This window comes from Streptococcus sp. CF8-6 (genome assembly GCF_024295845.1).
In the GTDB taxonomy this organism is placed as follows: Bacteria; Bacillota; Bacilli; order Lactobacillales; family Streptococcaceae; genus Streptococcus; species Streptococcus oralis_BO.
In genome coordinates this window covers 1-1,373 of record NZ_JANCOF010000015.1, presented here as the reverse complement: position 1 = coordinate 1,373, position 1,373 = coordinate 1, and the positions used below count along the sequence as shown (strand labels likewise).

At 37.4% G+C, this 1,373-nt stretch carries 2 protein-coding genes; both read right to left on the bottom strand.

The window, feature by feature from the left end; genetic code table 11:
* Positions 1–192: 192 nt before the first annotated feature.
* Positions 193–756: a suppressor of fused domain protein gene (locus NML69_RS09900; protein WP_002879635.1), complete on the bottom strand. Its 564-nt coding sequence runs from the start codon at positions 754–756 to the stop codon at positions 193–195.
* A gap of 20 nt (positions 757–776) precedes the next feature.
* Positions 777–1,373 (bottom strand): HNH/ENDO VII family nuclease (locus NML69_RS09895; protein WP_254726655.1); only part of this gene is annotated, 597 nt, incomplete at its 5' end.

The window sequence follows — 1,373 nt, the reverse complement described above, 5'->3', positions numbered from 1 at the left end:
CCTTGCAAGTCCCGCTTCATCCACTCTGGAGTTCGACCTCCTGTTAAGCGATTGACGCCATCAATACTAGCAATGCCAATGATCTGAGTCAAATCTACAGCTCCTATGGCAGTCTCTGAAACCATACTTCCAGCTGCACCAATAAAACCTTCCGCAAACAGGAGAGAATCCTTCATCAACGTAAAATATCATCTAAACCACAGGACTACGATTTAAATCATAAATATCTATTTGGTTTTTTTCAAATAACATTTCTAATTTTTGATACCCATTCTCAACAAAAAAATGGTACTCCGACTCAGAAATCGGAACTGCAAACAACCAAGTTACATATTCATGATCAAATTCCAAATCGTGCAACTCCCATAAAAATGGGATAGTCAATAACATGTGCTTCATATTAGAATCTAGATAATAATTATCTATTGCATTTAGAAATACAGTCCCTGGCATACAAGGAGATGATCCATTCATCACTTTAAAAGCACAGTCACTTATTATATTTGGAAACAAATCATTCCTACTATCTGTTGAACCAATAATTTCTGCTCTTAAAGATTTATCATCTATCTTTTTGTTCAAAGTGTAGTCTGATAACCCAACAGTGGAGTAAGAAGATACGTGTTCAATTGGAGAATCATCACCACAAAATATGTCAATTTCTTTTCCAGATTCATCTTTAAATGCATATACTCTTGGAGTACCGCCAACATCATCTAAAAGCTTTCTAGCTATCTCTTTTTTATCATATTCCATAGTAAGTCCTTTCTTCAAAATCATGGACCAAAATAAAAATCCGTCTTATCTTCACCAATGTGACTTCTATTAGATTCTGGTAACTCTGGTCTATAGCTATTGGGATTATTATATTCATCTAAAAATTGTTTACGAGTTATTTTTCTATCAGCCGCACTTTGTTGGTGTTTTCTAAATTCATGTCCCGGTTTATGCCCCATATCCCAAGGCTCCTCAATATCCATTACCTTTTTAGTAATAGGATCTTTGACAACACCTTGTTCATCCTTAGCTTTATCCCAGACAGTTTCCTTTGTATTCTTCCTATAACCTGATGGACGCTTGTAAAGTTTTTTCTCTGAATCAGATAGCTTACGCGGAACGAGTTGCCTTACTTCTCCAGAACCACCTACTCCTCGTACTACATCATCCGCATGTTTGCTTGAGAAGTGCATCACATCACGCAGAGTCTTACTCTCGACGCTGAAGGTAGGCATTGAGCCCATACCTCCCGCAAAGGCAAATGCCTTTTTACGAATGCCGACTGGGATTCGGGTATCTAATAATTTCTCGCCAAATTTTCCAATGACATTATTGCTCTTCGCAAGAATCTTGTCAACCTTTGAACCCCATTTTTC